The 14,910-nt window shown below is 73.7% G+C and carries 14 protein-coding genes; 8 read left to right on the forward strand and 6 right to left on the reverse strand.

What is annotated here, in order from left to right:
• Positions 1 to 42: 42 nt before the first annotated feature.
• Positions 43 to 606, reverse strand: a complete 564-nt coding sequence (locus ACIQF6_RS15100) for a MarR family winged helix-turn-helix transcriptional regulator (RefSeq protein WP_400894492.1) — start codon at positions 604 to 606, stop codon at positions 43 to 45.
• A 140-nt stretch (positions 607 to 746) separates the two neighbouring features.
• Between ACIQF6_RS15100 and ACIQF6_RS15105 the strand changes: the two genes are divergently transcribed.
• Positions 747 to 2,024, forward strand: a complete 1,278-nt coding sequence (locus ACIQF6_RS15105; RefSeq protein ID WP_400894494.1) for an MFS transporter — start codon at positions 747 to 749, stop codon at positions 2,022 to 2,024.
• 51 nt (positions 2,025 to 2,075) lie between these two features.
• On the opposite strand, the gene ACIQF6_RS15110 is transcribed toward ACIQF6_RS15105, so the two are convergent.
• Complete coding sequence (locus tag ACIQF6_RS15110) at positions 2,076 to 2,789, reverse strand: SMI1/KNR4 family protein (protein WP_400894496.1); 714 nt, start codon at positions 2,787 to 2,789, stop codon at positions 2,076 to 2,078.
• Between the two features lie 72 nt (positions 2,790 to 2,861).
• Entirely contained in the window at positions 2,862 to 3,902 is a 1,041-nt protein-coding gene (locus ACIQF6_RS15115; protein WP_400894498.1) for a MerR family transcriptional regulator, read from the reverse strand.
• 282 nt (positions 3,903 to 4,184) lie between these two features.
• On the opposite strand from ACIQF6_RS15115, the gene ACIQF6_RS15120 reads away from it, so the two are divergent.
• The 3 genes from ACIQF6_RS15120 (at position 4,185) to ACIQF6_RS15130 (ending at position 7,391) form a co-directional block, all read left to right on the forward strand.
• Complete coding sequence (locus ACIQF6_RS15120) at positions 4,185 to 5,768, forward strand: dolichyl-phosphate-mannose--protein mannosyltransferase (RefSeq protein ID WP_400894500.1); 1,584 nt, start codon at positions 4,185 to 4,187, stop codon at positions 5,766 to 5,768.
• Between the two features lie 13 nt (positions 5,769 to 5,781).
• Entirely contained in the window at positions 5,782 to 6,585 is an 804-nt protein-coding gene (locus tag ACIQF6_RS15125; RefSeq protein WP_400894502.1) for an ABC transporter permease, read from the forward strand.
• A gap of 218 nt (positions 6,586 to 6,803) precedes the next feature.
• Positions 6,804 to 7,391, forward strand: coding sequence for a TMEM165/GDT1 family protein (locus ACIQF6_RS15130; RefSeq protein ID WP_400894504.1), 588 nt, complete (start codon positions 6,804 to 6,806; stop codon positions 7,389 to 7,391).
• A 92-nt stretch (positions 7,392 to 7,483) separates the two neighbouring features.
• On the opposite strand, the gene ACIQF6_RS15135 is transcribed toward ACIQF6_RS15130, so the two are convergent.
• Together ACIQF6_RS15135 and ACIQF6_RS15140 are read right to left on the reverse strand one after the other, a co-directional pair.
• On the reverse strand, positions 7,484 to 8,785 hold the full coding sequence (locus ACIQF6_RS15135; RefSeq protein ID WP_400894506.1) for a hypothetical protein: 1,302 nt from the start codon (positions 8,783 to 8,785) through the stop codon (positions 7,484 to 7,486).
• Positions 8,786 to 8,900: 115 nt separating this feature from the next.
• Positions 8,901 to 9,848, reverse strand: coding sequence for an AraC family transcriptional regulator (locus ACIQF6_RS15140; protein WP_400894508.1), 948 nt, complete (start codon positions 9,846 to 9,848; stop codon positions 8,901 to 8,903).
• A 132-nt stretch (positions 9,849 to 9,980) separates the two neighbouring features.
• On the opposite strand from ACIQF6_RS15140, the gene ACIQF6_RS15145 reads away from it, so the two are divergent.
• The 4 genes from ACIQF6_RS15145 (at position 9,981) to ACIQF6_RS15160 (ending at position 13,955) form a co-directional block, all read left to right on the forward strand.
• Complete coding sequence (locus ACIQF6_RS15145; RefSeq protein WP_400894510.1) at positions 9,981 to 10,478, forward strand: DUF1772 domain-containing protein; 498 nt, start codon at positions 9,981 to 9,983, stop codon at positions 10,476 to 10,478.
• A gap of 458 nt (positions 10,479 to 10,936) precedes the next feature.
• Positions 10,937 to 11,935, forward strand: a complete 999-nt coding sequence (gene hemC / locus ACIQF6_RS15150; protein ID WP_400895333.1) for a hydroxymethylbilane synthase — start codon at positions 10,937 to 10,939, stop codon at positions 11,933 to 11,935.
• A gap of 19 nt (positions 11,936 to 11,954) precedes the next feature.
• Complete coding sequence (locus ACIQF6_RS15155) at positions 11,955 to 12,269, forward strand: antibiotic biosynthesis monooxygenase family protein (protein WP_400894512.1); 315 nt, start codon at positions 11,955 to 11,957, stop codon at positions 12,267 to 12,269.
• Positions 12,270 to 12,536: 267 nt separating this feature from the next.
• Positions 12,537 to 13,955, forward strand: a complete 1,419-nt coding sequence (locus ACIQF6_RS15160) for an alpha/beta hydrolase (protein WP_400894514.1) — start codon at positions 12,537 to 12,539, stop codon at positions 13,953 to 13,955.
• Positions 13,956 to 14,018: 63 nt separating this feature from the next.
• Here ACIQF6_RS15160 and ACIQF6_RS15165 read toward each other — a convergent pair whose 3' ends face one another.
• Positions 14,019 to 14,843, reverse strand: coding sequence for an ECF transporter S component (locus ACIQF6_RS15165; RefSeq protein ID WP_400894516.1), 825 nt, complete (start codon positions 14,841 to 14,843; stop codon positions 14,019 to 14,021).
• Positions 14,844 to 14,910 lie beyond the last annotated feature (67 nt).

A 14,910-nucleotide genomic window follows, 5' to 3' on the forward strand; every position in this document is an offset into this window, starting at 1 on the left:
TGCCGCCCCTGCGGACCTGCCGCCGTCGGTGGCGGCGGCAGGTCAGCAGGTGAGGTCTTCGGTGCGGCCGAGGGCGTCCGGTTGGGACTCCTCGATCCGGCGCAGCATCCGGGTCAGCGTCGCGGCCAGCTCGGGGCGGGCCTCGCCGGCGATGTCCTGCAGCATCTCGGCCTCGAAGACCGCGGCCATCCGCATCAGCTCGATCCACTTGTCGCGGCCGAGCGGGGTGAGCTCGATGATCACCCGGACCCGGTTGGCCTCGTCGCGCTCGCGGGTGACCAGGCCGTCGGCGACCATCCGGTCGATCCGGTGGGTCATCGCGGCCGGGGTCAGGCCCAGCCGCTTGGCCAGCTCGCCCGGGCCGAGCCGGTACGGGCTGCCGGCGAACACCAGGGCCTTGAGCACCTCCCACTCGGCGTTGGTGATGCCGAGGGTGGCCAGCTGGCGGCTGTAGGCCACGTTCATCCGGCGGGAGAGCCGGGAGAGGGTGGAGACGATGGTCTCCACCTGGGGGTCCACGGTGGGGAATTCCCGCTGGTAGAGGGCCACCTGCTCGGCGATGCCGAGTTCGGTGGCGGTAGCGGGCTCCGCTCTGCGTGCGCTCATGCGGTCATTCTTCCACGCATGGTGCAGGTCTTAAGCCTTTGACTCGTTAAGGTTTCCATGCATAGACTTTAGGTCTGAAATCTTACGGGGTAAAGCCACGGGCGCAGGGCCCGGCTTTCGGAGTCCTTGAGGGGTGCCAAGTGAAGGAGTGGGGCGGCCGACTGCGTCGCGTCCAGATCGGCAACGCGCTCAGCGCGTTCGGCAGCGGCTTCACGCTGCCGTACATGTTCGTGTACGTGAGCGAGGTGCGCGGCCTCGGCTCCGCGGCGGCCGGCGCGGTGTTCACCGTGTTCGCGCTCGCCGCGCTGGCCGTGCTGCCGTTCACCGGCCGCGGCATCGACCGGTACGGCCCGCGCCCCGTGCTGCTGGCCGGCACCGCGCTGGCCGCCGTCGGCGCGTTCGCCTTCGGCCAGGCCGCGAGCACGCCCACGCTGCTGATCTCGTCCTTCGTGTTCGGCGCCGGCGTCACCACCTGCCAGCCCGCGCTCGCCACGATGATCGTCCGCTGCACCCGCAAGGCCCAGCGCTCCCGCGCCTTCGCGCTCCAGTTCACCCTGGTCAACCTCGGCATGGGCATCGGCGCCCTGGTCGGCGGCCTGATCGTCGACAAGTCGGACCCGGCCAGCCTGACCAGGCTGTTCACCATCGAGGCCGTGACCTTCCTCGGCCTGGCCGCCGTCACCGGCACCGCGAAGATGCCTTCGGCGCAGGTCGAGCCGGTCGACCCGGCCGGCACGGCCGGGGGCCGCGGCGGGCTGCGGACGCTGTTCGCCGACAAGGCGATGCTGCGGCTGTGCCTGCTCGCCGGGCTGATCTTCTTCACCTGCTACGGCCAGTTCGAGTCCGGCGTCGCCGCGTTCGCCACCGAGACCGTCGGCACCGCGCCCTCCACCCTGGGCCTGGCGATCGGCGCCAACGCGCTGACCATCGTGGTGCTGCAGATGTTCGTCGTCCGGATCACCGAGCGCCGCCGCCGCACCACCGCGATGGCCGCCGCCGGCGTGGTCTGGCTCGCGGCCTGGGGCATGGCCCTGCTGGCCGGCCTGATCCGCGAGGACCAGATGGCCGCGACCGTCGCCATCGTCGCGATCTACGCCCTGTTCGGCGTCGGCGAGTCCCTGCTCGCCCCCACCATGGGCCCGATCGTCGCCGACCTCGCCCCGGCCCGGCTGCTCGGCACCTACAACTCCGGCTACGCGCTGGTGAAGCAGATCGCCGTCGCGGTCGGCCCCGCCGTCGGCGTCCTGCTGGTCGGCTCCGGCACCTGGCCGCTCTACCTGGCCTCGATGGCCGTCTGCACCCTGCTGATCGTCGCCCTGGCGGTCCGCCTGCGCGGCTTCCTGACGCCCGCGCAGGACAACGTCCGGGTGCTGAACGTCCCGCAGCGCGAGCTGCGCGAGCTGGAGGCCGTGGCCTGACACGTGCTGCCGCCCGCCCGGAGAAGCCGCGCTCCGGGCGGGCGGCGCGCGTCACCGGGCGTTCGCGCGCCAGTCGTCGAACCAGCGGGCCGCGATCGGGGTGTCGTGGCCCCGCTGCCGGCGGGAGTCGGCCTCCGCGTAGTCGTCGGGCCCGGCGAGCGGCGCCACGTGGTCCAGCCAGTCGACGAACCACTCGGCGAAACCGGCCGGCCGGTCGGCGTCGTTCAGCAGCGGGTTCAGCCGGTCACAGGTGGCGCGGCCGTCGAACCAGACGGTGCCGCGGTACGGCCCGCCGAGGACCAGCCCGGTCGAGAAGCCGCAGCCGTCGTCGGTCAGCGTCACCAGGCCCGCCGTCCGGGCGGCCTCGGCCTCGTCCCAGGCGAGCCGAGCAGCCCACAGGGCCTGATCGTGTTCCTCCGGATCGGCGGAGTCCGGCAGATTCTGAAGTGCTTCGTACCGCTCGTCGGAGAGGGCCAGCGCCGTGTCGTGGTCCGGGAACGGCAGGTGCAGCCGGGTGTAGTCGGTGCCGTGGCCGTCCCAGCGCCAGCCCTCCGCCGTCCGGCGCAGCTCGAAGACGAACCAGCCGCCCGCACTGACCTGGAGCAGGTAGTCCCGGTACTCGGAGGGGAACGTCACCCCGAACTCGGCCTCCGCCTCCGTGACCTGCTGCTCCGTCAGCGGCGGGGCGGTGCCGAGCCGGCCGGCACGGTGCGGGAGGAACGCGTCCAGACGGGCACGGACGGCGGGCCAGTCGACGGCGTTCATGGCGCACACCCTAGCGCGAGCCGGCACCCGGCCCGGAGTGGTTTCCCCGGTCGGGCGCCGGCTCGCCCGGGGTCAGCGGCGGGTCGGCATCAGCACCGAGAAGGTGTCCTCGCGGGACGGGAAGCGGATCGCCAACGGGGCGATCGGGCCGGTCAGTTCGAGGACCAGCTGGTCGGCGCCGCCGACCGCTTCCAGCAGGAAGTCCCGGTTGACGTGGACCAGCAGCTCGGCGGGCGAGGCGCCCGGCAGGGCGTCGGCGGCGGTGGCGGTGACGGCGCCGACGGGGAAGTCGACGCCGTCCTGGGTGCGGGTCACGGTGGTGGGCCCGCCCGCGGCGAGCATGCTGCGCAGCTGATCGGCCGTCAGGGCCAGCCGGTGGGTGGGCTCCAGGCGGACCAGCCGGCGGTAGTCCGGGAAGTCGTGGTCGGAGCGCTCGCCGGAGAGCTCGCGGCCCGCCGCGCGGACGGTGAACCGGCCGCCGTCCAGGACGAGTTCCGCCTCGTCGGCGTCCACCAGGAGCGAACGGGCGGCGTCCGCGAGAGCCGTCGGCAGCAGGGCGGAGGCGGCCGGGCCGTCCAGCACGGCCGGGCAGTCGGCGACCGCCAGCCGGTAGCGGTCGGTGGCGACCAGGTGCAGCACGCCGTCCTCCGCGTCCAGGAAGATCCCCGCGACGGCCGGCACGGCGGCGTCGGACGGGGCGGCGAAACGGACCGCGTCCAGAGCGGCGGCGAGGCGGGCTGCGGGAACGGTCAGGCGGGTCTGCGGCACGGGGGACTCCCTCGAATCGAGCACGGCACGGACGACGGAGAGCTCACGGCGGGCATCGGACAGGCCGTCCTCCAGCCTGCGCACATGCGCCTCCAGCTCGGCACGCCCTTCGGCCGGGCTGCCGGTGAGGATCCGGACGATCCCCGCCAGCGGCATGCCGACCCGGCGCAGCCTCGCCAGCAGGCGGGCGTCCGGGAGTTGCTCGTCCGCGTACCAGCGGTAGCCGGTGTGCGGGTCGACGACGGCGGGGGCGAAGACGCCCGCGCCGTCGTAGAACCGCAACGCGCTGACGCTCAGTCCGCTGGCGCGGGCCGCCTCGCCGATGCTGTGCAATGTGCTCTCCACGGGGTAGACCCTGGGCCCTCGACCTGGTCGAGGGTCAACTTATGCGGTGGAGAGGTGCGGACAGGGTGCGGGGAACTGCGCGAAGGGGGACGCGCCACGTCGGAAAGATCGCGACGCAGGGCAATGACCTGCACTTGTTCGCGACCTTGCGGACGTGACGTGCGCTTGTCGCGCAGTTCCCCGCGCCCCTGGTGGTGCTCCTCCCAGGTTCGCACCCATCTCGCCCGTTAGGATTTGCGACATTGCGGACATGTCGTCAACTTGCGGGCGGACGGGGAGGATATGGCGCTGGCGGTCGAGTCGTCGCGGCGGGTGGTTGCCGAAGTCGTGACCGGGGACCGGTTCCGGTGGTGGGGGCCGCTCGGGGTGGCGGTGTTCGCGGGGGTGCTGCGGCTGTGGGACCTGCCGTACCCGAACGCGTTCGTGTTCGACGAGACGTACTACCCGAAGGACGCGTGGTCGCTGCTGCAGCAGGGCTACGAGGGGGTCTGGCCGGACAACGCGAATCAGCTGATCCTCGGGGTGCCGCAGGTGATCCCGCTCAGCCGGGCGCCCTCGTTCGTCGCGCACCCGCCGCTGGGCAAGTGGGTGATCGCGGTGGGGGAGCACTTCTGGGGCCTGCACCCGTTCGGCTGGCGGATCGTGGTGGCGGTGCTGGGCTCGCTGAGCGTGCTGATGCTGGCCAGGATCGGGCGGCGGCTGTTCCGGTCGACGCTGCTGGGGTGTGTCGCGGCGCTGCTGATGGGCGTGGACGGGCTGCAGTTCGTGATGAGCCGGGTCGGCCTGCTGGACGGCATCTCCGGGTTCTTCGTGCTGGCCGCGTTCGGCTGTCTGCTGATCGACCGCGACCGCACGCGGGGCCCGCTGCGGGCGGCACGGGTGGAGGGCGGCCGGGCCGGGGACGACGTCCGGCTCGGGGGGCGGCCGTGGCGGGTGGCGGCCGGCGTGCTGCTGGGCGCGGCGTGCGCGGTGAAGTGGAACGGCCTGCAGATCCTGGCGGTGTTCACGGTGCTGACGCTGCTGTGGGACCAGGCCGGGCGGCGGGCCGCCGGTGCGCACCGGGCGTGGCGGTCGATGCTGCGGCGCGACCTGTGGCCGGCCGCGCTGTCGATGGTGGGCAGTGCGCTGGTGGTGTACGTGGTGTCGTGGAGCGGCTGGCTGGCGACCACGGGCGGCTACGACCGGACGTGGGCGGACGGCCGGGCCGGGCTCTCGCCGGCGCGAACGCCGCTGGTCGACATTCCGCTGCCGCAGGCGCCGATGAGCTGGGTGCCCGCGCCGCTGCGCAGCCTGTGGCACTACCACGCGCAGATGTACGACTTCAATACCGGCCTGTCGTCCCCGCACACCTACCAGTCGAACCCGTGGAGCTGGCTGGTGCAGGGCCGCCCGGTGTCCATGTACTGGGAGCAGGTGCCGGACGGGCAGCACGGCTGCACCTCCGCCGATGGCTGCGCGAGCCAGATCCTGGCCCTGGGCAACCCGTTCCTGTGGTGGACGGCGTGCTTCGCGCTGGCGTACGCGCTGTACCGGTGGTTCTTCCGGCGGGACTGGCGCTCCGGCGCGATCCTGGCCGGGGGCGCCGGGATCTACCTGCCGTGGTTCCAGTACCAGCAGCGGACGATCTTCTCCTTCTACATGGTGCTGCTGGTGCCGTTCCTGGGTCTGGCCGTGGCGCAGATGCTCGGCGCGATGCTCGGGCCCCGGGGCTGCCCGCCGAGCCGCCGCAGGTGGGGCGCGGCCGGGGCCGGGGCGATCGTGCTGGCGATCGTCGGCTGCTTCGCGTACTTCCACCCGCTGTACACGGCGCAGGTGATCCCGATGTCCGAGTGGCGCGACCGGATGTGGTTCAGCAGTTGGATCTGAGAACGTACGCAACGTGAAAACGCTTTCCGCAGGCGCGGGTTCCCAGCTGCTGCCGGTCACCTGGCCGCTCGGCGTGGCGTGCGTCGTGCTGCTCGCGGTGGCCGCGCTGGTCGCCGGACGGGGCGGGCTCGGGCACGGGCGGGCGGTGCTGCGCGCCGGAGTGCGGGCGGCCGTGCAGTTGGCGGCCGTCGCGCTGGTGATCGCCTGGGTGGTGCGCTCGCTGTGGGCGTCCGCGCTGTTCGTGGTGCTGATGTTCGCCGTCGCCGTGCGCACCGCGGGCCGTCGGATGGGCGAGGGCCGGGCGGGTCCGGGCGGCCGGTGGGAGTGGGCGTGGGCGGCGGTGCCGATCGCCGCCGGGGTGCTGCCGGTACTGCTCCTGCTGGCCGTCACCGGGCTGCTGCCGCCGAAGGGCCTGAGCGTGATCCCGGTCGCGGGCATCCTGATCGGCGGGGCGCTCACCGCGACGTCGCTGGCCGGGCGGCGGGCACTGGACGAACTGCGGCTGCGGCACGGCGAGGTGGAGGCCGCGCTGGCCCTCGGCTTCGAGGACCGCGAGGCCCGACTGGAGATCTGCCGGACGGCCGCCGCGACGTCGCTGGTGCCCGCGCTCGACCAGACCCGCACGGTGGGCCTGGTCACCCTGCCCGGCGCGTTCGTCGGCATGCTGCTCGGCGGTGCGACGCCCGTGCAGGCCGGGGCGGTGCAGCTGTTCGTCCTGGTCGCGCTGCTGGCGGTGGAGGCGGTGGCGGTCACCGCGGTGCTGGAGCTGGTCGGCCGGGGGCTGGTGGGCGGCCGCAGGGCGGGCGGCGTCCGGTAGGCTGTGCGGGTTGTTGAAGGGGAGTAGCCCTCCACCGGACCGTCGACATACTGGCCCGTCCCGCGCGGACGAGCCCGGCGCCCGGGGCACCTCGCGGGGTGTCGGCGAGACCTTCGGCCGCAGTGCTGTGACCATGAACCAGTGCTGCCGGGCCGAGGTGTCCCCTTCCACGGGTGCCCGGGGCTCGGCGGCCCGAGACCGAGAGACCTCCGCATCCGATGAACAGCCTGACCATCGCCGCGCTCACGTTCGGCATCATCTTCCTCTCCGAACTGCCGGACAAGACCGCGCTGGCCAGCCTGGTGCTCGGCACCAAGTACCGGGCCGCCTACGTGTTCGCGGGCATCGCCGCCGCGTTCGCCCTGCAGGTCGCGCTCGCCCTGGTCGCGGGCAGTCTGCTGTCCCTGCTGCCGCAGCGCTGGGTGGAGGGCGTCACCGGCGTCCTGTTCCTGGTCGGCGCGGCCATGCTGCTCTGGCACAAGGAGGAAGAGGACGACGAGGGCGCCGGCAAGGAGCCCGCGAACAACTCGTTCTGGAAGGTGGCCGGCACCAGCTTCGTGATCGTCGCGGTCGCCGAGTTCGGCGACCTCACCCAGATCATGACCGCCAACCTGGCCGCCAAGTACGCCGACCCGCTGGCCGTCGGCCTGGGCTCCTGGCTGGCGCTGTGCGCGGTCGGCGGCATCGCCATCGTCGGCGGGCAGAAGCTGCTGAAGCACGTGCCGATGAAGGTCATCGTGCGGATCGCCGCGCTGGCGATGATCGCGCTGGCCGGGTTCAGCCTGTTCAAGGCGATCGCCGGCTGACGCGAAGTCAGTGGGCCTGGCCGGTCCGGTGCCGGTGCTTCCAGGCGGGATGATCCGGCGGCGCGCGCCCGGCAGGATCCGAAGGAGAGGGCCTAGCAGTCGGGGTTCTGTGCCGCCGACTGCAGCAGGGCCTGGGTCTGCGGATCGTAGACGCCCAGGTCGACGGGGCCCTTCAGCTGGCTGCGGTTCTGGCGCTGGAAACTCGCCAGCGCGCTCTGCGTGCGGAGACCGAACAGCGGCTGGCCGGAGAGGCTGCGCTCGTCGAGCCAGCCGGTCGGGCGGCAGGTGGCCGCCGCCAGCAGCCGCTGGAGCTGCACCACCTCCGGCCCGGTGTCGTTCAGCCGGAGCGTCCGGCCCGTGCTGGGCGAAGGCGACGGGCCGGCCGGGGGCGCGGACGTCGGGGCGGGCGGGGTGGTGGCGGGGGCCGGCGGGGCGGCCGCCGGTTGGGTGGTGACGGTCGGGGACGGCCGGGCCGAGGTGCGGGTCGGAGACGGGTCGGCCGAGCTCTCGGACGCGTCCGGGGACGGGTCGGCGCTCGGCGGCGCGCTCGGGGTGCTCTCGGCGGACGAGGCCACCGCCGGTGCAGTCGGCGCGGGCAGCGCACGGTCGGTGCTGTCCGGCGAGGAGGACAGCACCATCGCCAGGCTCACCGCCAGCGCCGTCACGCCCACCGCGCCACCCGCGATCACCAGCCGCTTGCGGTCGGCGCTCCGCCGCTGCTGCTCGCGGCGCTCCGTCCGGCTGACCGGCCCGTGCGGCTCGTCGTCGTCGTGGAAGCGGAACATGCCCAGGTCGGCGCCCCGATCCACGATCGGGGGGAGCAGGGCGGTGGCCGGTTCGGGGCCGGCGGGTACCGGCGGGATCAACGCGGTCGGCGGTTCGGGCTGCGGATGTGGCTGCGGCTGCTGCGGATGCTGCTGCTGCTGCGGCGGCGGGGGGACCACCCGGCCCAGCGGGAACGTGACGCCCTGGTCGGTCTGCACGAACCGCCCGGGTGCGCCCTGCGGTGCACCCTGCGGCGGGACGGTCGGCAGCAGCTGCGTCGCGGCGTCCGGCGGTGGCGCGAACGGGACGGCGGCCTGCGGAACGTGCGGCGGACGGCCCGGCGCCGGCGGCGGGACGGCCCCGGCAGCGGACGGCTGCGGCGGCACGAACGGCAGCCGGTCCGTGGGCGGTCGATCGGGGGTGATCGGCTGTACCAGGGGCGGCGCGACCCGGGTGGCGAACGGGTCGCCGGGCTCGACCACGGGGGTGTCGGCGACGTACGGGCGCACCAGGTGCCGGCCGTCCAGCGGCGGGAGGACCGCGGTCTGCTCGGCCGGTGAGCCGACGGGGCACGCGCAGCTGCCGGCCGGCCCTGCGGTGCCGCAGCTGGGGCAGCGGTCTGCCGACATCGGCCGGTCCTCCTCGGGTCGGAAATCGAACGGGGCGATTATGCAGGACCATCCCACGGGGCAACAGGGAGGCCCGGAGCCGGGGTGCCCCCGGCGGTCCCGGGGTGAGCGTCCGTCAGCCGGCCGCGGCGCCCGCCAGCTCGCGGAACTGCTGCGGACTGACCCCGCGGACCCGTTTGAACGCGGCGCTGAGCGCGAAGCCGCTGCCGTAGCCGACCCGGCGGGCGACCGCCGTGAGCGTGGCGTCCGGCTCGGCCAGCAGGTCGGCGGCCTGGGCCAGCCGCCAGTTGGTGAGGTACGCCATCGGGGGTTCGCCGACCAGGTCGGTGAAGCGCCGGGCCAGCGCGGCCCGGGAGACGCCCGTCTCGGCGGCCAGCTCGTGCACCGTCCAGGCGCGGGCCGGGTCGGTGTGCAGCAGGCCCAGTGCGCGGCCCACCACCGCGTCGGCGTGCGCCCGGTACCAGGCCGGGGCGCGTTCGGTGTCCCGGGAGAACCAGCTGCGCAGCGCGGAGATCAGCAGCAGGTCGAGCAGCCGGTCCAGCACCGCCTCCTGGCCCGGTTCGTCGCGGCCGATCTCCGCCTCCAGCAGGGCCGGCAGCGGCGAGTTCCACTCCTCGGCGGTCAGCCGCAGCACCGGCGGCAGGGCGCGCAGCAGCCGTCCGCTGACCTCGCCGTGCAGCTGGTAGGTGCCGCTGAGCAGTACCGTCGCCGCGTCCCTGGCGGTGCCCCAGGTCCGGACGCCCTGGTCGAGTTCCTCGCACATCCGCTCGCCGTCGACGGTGGTCGACACCTGCCCCGGGTGGACCACCACCTGCGGCGGGGTCTGCGGCCGGTCGGCGACGGTGTACGGCTCCGGCCCGCGGACGATCGCCAGGTCGCCGACCCGCAGCGGTACCGGCGGCCCGCCGTCCGGGACGATCCAGCCGTCGCCGCGGACCGTGGTCAGCACCGTCAGCGGCGCCCGGTCCTCGATCCGGATCGCCCACGGCGGGTCGAACACCGACCGCAGCAGGAACGCCCCTTGGGCCCGGGGACCGGTCAGCAGTGCGGCGAGCGCGTCCATGCCCGCCAGCGTAGACGCCCGCTGTCCGGCGGGGTGGACGATCGCACATGCCAACGAGCTTCTGGGCCATGGATGTTGAGACCCGCGGCCGGTTGACTCGTCCCCATGACCACACGAACGGGGGCCCACGGCATGGCAGTTCTTCGCACGGTGACACTGGTCGGCGCGACCCTCACCGCGGGCCTCGGCGCGGGCCTGTTCTACTCCTACGCCTGCTCGGTGATGCCGGGCCTGGCCAAGGTCGACGACCGCGCCTTCGTCGAGACCATGCAGCGCATCAACGTGGCCATCCTGAACGGCTGGTTCATGCTCAGCTTCCTCGGTGCGCTGGTGCTCATCGTCGCCGCGGGCGTCCTCCAGTGGCGCGGCGGCAACCGCACCGTTCTGCTGTGGATCGGCGCCGCCGCCGTCCTGTACCTCGCCATGCTCGTCATCACCGGCGCGGTCAACGTCCCCCTCAACGACAGGCTGGCCGCCGCCGGCGCCCCCGACAAGCTCACCGACCCCGCCGCCGTCCGCGCCGCCTTCGAAGACGCCTGGGTCCGCTGGAACGTCGTCCGCGCCCTCACCGCCACCGCCGCGTTCGGCTGCCTCACCTGGGCGCTGGCGCTGTCCGGCCGCCACTCCTGACGTCCCGTCGGTCCGACCGGACGGAGTGCGTGCCGACCGGGGCGACGCCCGGGGCGACGACCGGCCCGAACCGCTCGACCCGGGGACGACGTGCACGCCGAGGACCGCGCGGCCGCGGCCGCCGGGCCGTCGCCGGCCTCGGGCACCTGCCGCTGGCCGCCGAGGCACTTCGCACCGAAGGTCGGATCCGCACCGGTCCGGACCACCTCGCCCGGCCGTCCCGGAGGCTTCCCCGTCCGACCGGGAGCCCCTGGGCCGCTGAACCGGGCCGGGTCCGGAGGTGTGGGCCCCCGGCCGTCGTCGATCTGCGGGGTGTTCGGTCGAAGCGCAAGGTCGGAGGTGACGCGTCGTCAACCTCGTGATGTCCTTCAAGGGTTGCCTCATTCGGTTCATGAACCCGTCCGGTGCCCCAGGAGCGTTACCCACCACGAGACCCGGTGATGAAAGGACGACCCGTGATGACGGCCGAGTTTCCCGGTAGGACCCTGCGTATCGGTACCCGCAGTTCGCCGCTGGCGCTGGCGCAGACGGAGATGGTGATCGCGGCGCTGCGTGCGCACGTGCCGGGGTTGCGGACGGAGGTCGTGGCGGTCACCACGGAGGCCGATCTGTGGCAGGGGGATCTGGCGCAGCTCGGGGGGAAGGGGCTGTTCACCCGGCAGATCGACGCCATGGTGCAGGGCGGGGTGGTCGATCTGGCGGTGCACTGCGTGAAGGACGTGCCGGGGGACGTGCCGCTGCCGGCGGGGCTGGTGTTCGGAGCGTACCTGGAGCGGCCGGATGTGCGGGACGTGCTGCTGTTCCCGGAGGGGTCGGGGTGGCGGACGCTCGCGGATCTGCCGCCGGGGGCGATCGTGCTGTCGTCGGCGGTGCGGCGGAAGGCGCAGCTTCTGCGGGCCCGGCCCGATCTGAAGGTGGTCCGGGTGCGGGGGACGGTCGGGAGCCGGTTGGAGAAGCTCGACGGGACGAAGCGGATCGAGGTGCAGGCGGACGGCATGATCCTGGCGGTGGCCGGGCTCGCGCGCCTCGGGATCTCGCGGCCCGGGTACGTCCTCGGGCTGGACGAGATGCTGCCGGCGGTCGGCGCGGGTGTGCTCGGGCTGGAGTGCCGGGAGGAGGACGGGGCTGTCGCGGATCTGTTGGCGAAGGTCAACCATCCGCGCACGCAGCGGGAGGTGACGGCGGAGCGGGCCATGCTGCGCGGGTTGCAGGGGCACTGCAACAGCCCGATCGCCGGCCACTGCACGACGGAGCCGGACGGGCAGCTCGTGCTGCGCGGCATGGTGTTCGACCGCGAGGGTGCGGAGTTCGTCGATGTGACGCTGCGGGGCGGGCACCGGGGGGAGCCGGCCGTGCTCGGCGCCCGGGTGGCCGCGGAGCTGGTGCGGCAGGGGGCCCGGGAGATCATCGACGGTGTTCCGCACGCGTGGGCCGGGCCTGCGCGGGTGGGCGTGTGAGGTGGGGGAGGATGAGCGCATGAGCGTTGTGAAGATCAATGTGCTGACTGTTCCTGCTGAGCAGCGGGAGGTGTTGGAGCAGCGGTTCGGGTCCCGGGCCGGGGCCGTGGAGGGCGCGGACGGGTTCGAGTGGTTCGAGCTGCTGCGGCCGGTGGAGGGGACGGACCAGTACCTGGTGTACACGCGGTGGCGCGACGAGGAGTCGTTCAAGGCGTGGATGGAGGGTCCGATGAAGTCGGCGCACCAGGGCGGCGGCGACCGGCCGAAGCCGGCGGCGACCGGGTCGACCGTGTGGTCGTTCGAGGTGGTGCAGTCGGCCGGGCCGAAGGCGTAACGCAGCGGGGGACGGACGGGGCCGGTCGCGAGGGGGGACCGGCCCCTCTGTCGTCCCGTGGGTGGATCGGCGGGCGGCCCGGCGTGGGACTTCAGGCCTACGTCAACGTGCCGTGGTACACCGCGAGTTGGACGTGGGACAGGCCCTGCGCCGTACGCGGCCCGGGTGTGGCGGACCAGAGACTGGAGGCAATTCGAGGCACCGATACAGAGGACGGACATGGTTCTGCGGAACGGGCGAACGGCTTCCTTGCTGACGGTCGGTGCGGTGACGGTCGTGCTGACGGCGCTCACCCCGGTGACGGCGTTCGCGGCGGGGGATCCGCTCCAGCGCTACGCGCAGCAGCAACTGCGGTGGGAGCGTTGCGATTCGGGCGACCCGGCGGGGTTGGAGTGCGCGAAGGTGAAGGTGCCGCTGGACTACCGCGACCCGGCGGGGCGGACGATCGACCTGGCGATCTCGCGGCTCAGGGCGACCGACCCGAAGAAGCGGCACGGCGTGCTGCTGACGAACCCGGGCGGGCCGGGCAGCCCGGGGCTGACGTGGCCGGTGGAGATGGAGCCGGTGCTGCCGGCGCAGGTGCGGGCGCAGTTCGACGTGATCGGGTTCGACCCGCGCGGGGTCGGGCAGAGTGCGCCGATCGACTGCGACCTGGCGGCGGACGAGCGGAGCTTCCAACACCCTTACTCCGCGGCGACGTTCACGAAGGACGTGGACCGGGCCCGGTCGGTGGCCGACAAGTGCTGGGCGAAGGCGGGGGACGTGCTGCCGTACCTCACCACCCGCAACACGGCGCGGGACATGGACGTCGTACGGGCGGCGCTGGGCGAGCGGCGGATCTCCTACTTCGGGTACTCGTACGGCACGTACCTGGGCGCCGTCTACACGCAGCTGTTCCCGCAGCGTTCGGACCGGATCGTGCTGGACAGTTCGCTCGATCCGGCGCTCGCGTGGCGGGACTCGCTCCGCGGCTGGGCGCCGGCGGCCGAACTCGCCTTCACCCGGTGGACCGAGTGGGCCGCCGCGCGCAACGCGACGTACGGGCTGGGCGCCACCGCGGCGGACGTGCGCAGGACGTTCTGGGACTTGGTCGCGCAGGCCGACCGTACGCCCGTGCCGACCGAGAACGGGTCGCTCGACGGCGACGCCATCCGGTCCGGGTACAACGCGTTCGTGCACGTCGAGGCCGCCGCCTCGTGGATCGCCGGGCTGAAGGCCGCTGCCGAGGGCGGGCCGGCCGCACCGGCCGTGCCGGAGGCCGAGGTGTCGGACAACATGGTCTCCGCGGTGTGGGCCATCTTCTGCGGTGACACCCGCAGTTGGCCGCGCGACCCCGAGCAGTACCGCCGGGACGCGGTCCAGGACCGGGCGAAGTACCCGCTGGCCGGAGACCTGGGGTCCAACATCGAGCCCTGCGCGTTCTGGAAGTCGGCGGCCGTCGAACCGGCCACCGTGGTGAACAACGACGTCGGCGCGCTGATCGTGCAGAACCAGTGGGACCCGCAGACGCCGCTCGCCATGGCCCAGGGCATGCGCCGGGCCCTGCACGGCTCCCGGATGGTCATGGTGGCCGGCGGCGAGGGCCACGGCGTGACCGGACCCGACCCGACCTGCTCGGACGCGACCGTCATGCGCTACCTGAGCACGGGCCGGCTGCCCGCCGAGGACGTGACCTGCCGCAACTAGGCCCTCTTTGTCGGATCCTGCCCGACGACGCGCGCTGATCCGACAGGATCCGAAGGGGAGGGCCTAGTGGAACGCCGCGCGGCGCGTCGCGCGGCGGAGGGTGCGCAGCAGCGGGCCGCCGACGGTCAGGCAGAGGACGGCTGTCAGGGCGGCACGGGGGAGATCCCAGCCGAGCGAGGTGGTGAGGCAGTAGAGGGCGAACCGGGTGAGGTTGGCGGGGAGCGGGTCGCCCGGCACGAAGGAGATCGAGGTGGCCAGACCGCCGATGTACGGCCAGCCCTGAAGGTTCATCACGGTGCCGTAGCCGACGGCGGAGACGACGCCGTAGGCGGCGAGCATCAGGAGTTCGGCGCGGCCGCGCAGGCGGGCGGCGCCCGGGAGGAGGCCGGCGCCGAGGCAGACCCAGCCCATGGCGAGCATCTGGAACGGCAGCCACGGGCCGACGCCGCCGGTGAGCAGGCCGGAGGCGAACATGGAGAGCGCGCCGAGGACGAAGCCGAAGCCCGGGCCGAGGGCCCGCCCGGAGAGCACCATCAGGAAGAACATCGGCTCCAGCCCGGCCGTCCCGGCGCCGAGCGGGCGCAGGGCCGCGCCGGCGGCGGCGAGGACGCCGAGCATGGCGACGGCCTTGGCGTCCAGGCCGGGCGCGCCGGTGGCGGTGCGGCCCTCGGAGAGCTGGGCGACCAGGACGGCGAGCAGCAGCGGCAGCAGCAGGGCGAACAGCCAGGGCGCGTCGGCGGAGTGCCCGACCAGGTCGGAGTCGCGGGCGGCGAGCAGCGGCCACCCGAACGCGGCGACGCCGACCGCGGAGACGAGGGCGAGCATGAGCACCGAGCGCCGCCCGAGCGGGACGGGCCGGGCGAGTTCGAGGGACGGCTGACTGCTCATCGGGAGCGCTCCGGAACGGCGGGCAGGCACGGCGGGACGGGCCGGGGTGCGGGTCGGCGGTCGGCCG

Source organism: Kitasatospora sp. NPDC092948 (assembly GCF_044754805.1).
In the GTDB taxonomy this organism is placed as follows: domain Bacteria; phylum Actinomycetota; class Actinomycetes; order Streptomycetales; family Streptomycetaceae; genus Kitasatospora.

Excerpts from the sequence above, each read along its gene's own strand:
- ACIQF6_RS15100 (WP_400894492.1), bottom strand. The coding sequence starts at position 606 with ATGAGCGCACGCAGAGCGGAGCCCGCTACCGCCACCGAACTCGGCATC.
- ACIQF6_RS15110 (WP_400894496.1), bottom strand. The coding sequence starts at position 2,789 with ATGAACGCCGTCGACTGGCCCGCCGTCCGTGCCCGTCTGGACGCGTTC.
- ACIQF6_RS15120 (WP_400894500.1), top strand. The coding sequence starts at position 4,185 with ATGGCGCTGGCGGTCGAGTCGTCGCGGCGGGTGGTTGCCGAAGTCGTG.
- ACIQF6_RS15130 (WP_400894504.1), top strand. The coding sequence starts at position 6,804 with ATGAACAGCCTGACCATCGCCGCGCTCACGTTCGGCATCATCTTCCTC.
- ACIQF6_RS15135 (WP_400894506.1), bottom strand. The coding sequence starts at position 8,785 with ATGTCGGCAGACCGCTGCCCCAGCTGCGGCACCGCAGGGCCGGCCGGC.
- ACIQF6_RS15140 (WP_400894508.1), bottom strand. The coding sequence starts at position 9,848 with ATGGACGCGCTCGCCGCACTGCTGACCGGTCCCCGGGCCCAAGGGGCG.
- ACIQF6_RS15145 (WP_400894510.1), top strand. The coding sequence starts at position 9,981 with ATGGCAGTTCTTCGCACGGTGACACTGGTCGGCGCGACCCTCACCGCG.
- hemC (WP_400895333.1), top strand. The coding sequence starts at position 10,937 with ATGACGGCCGAGTTTCCCGGTAGGACCCTGCGTATCGGTACCCGCAGT.
- ACIQF6_RS15155 (WP_400894512.1), top strand. The coding sequence starts at position 11,955 with ATGAGCGTTGTGAAGATCAATGTGCTGACTGTTCCTGCTGAGCAGCGG.
- ACIQF6_RS15165 (WP_400894516.1), bottom strand. The coding sequence starts at position 14,843 with ATGAGCAGTCAGCCGTCCCTCGAACTCGCCCGGCCCGTCCCGCTCGGG.